1 rRNA gene is annotated in these 204 nt (G+C 52.0%); it reads right to left on the reverse strand.

The window, feature by feature from the left end:
• Positions 1-126 (reverse strand): 23S ribosomal RNA (locus RJP21_RS31505); the annotation flags it as partial.
• Between the last annotated feature and the right edge of the window lie 78 nt (positions 127-204).

A 204-nucleotide genomic window follows, 5' to 3' on the forward strand; every position in this document is an offset into this window, starting at 1 on the left:
TTCCCCATTCGGACATCCCCGGATCAAAGCTTGCTTACAGCTCCCCGAGGCAGTATCGTTGTTCGCCACGTCCTTCTTCGGCTCCTAGCGCCTAGGCATCCTCCGTGTGCTCTTAGTAGCTTAACCAATTCGCTCAAGTTTCGTGCTATGTGCTCTGTTGCTCGCCAGTTTCTTGATTGGAATAACCAAGGTCGAAACTGTCTC

This window comes from Paenibacillus sp. VCA1, assembly GCF_031583795.1.
GTDB classification, from domain to species: Bacteria; Bacillota; Bacilli; order Paenibacillales; family Paenibacillaceae; genus Paenibacillus_AQ; species Paenibacillus_AQ albilobatus.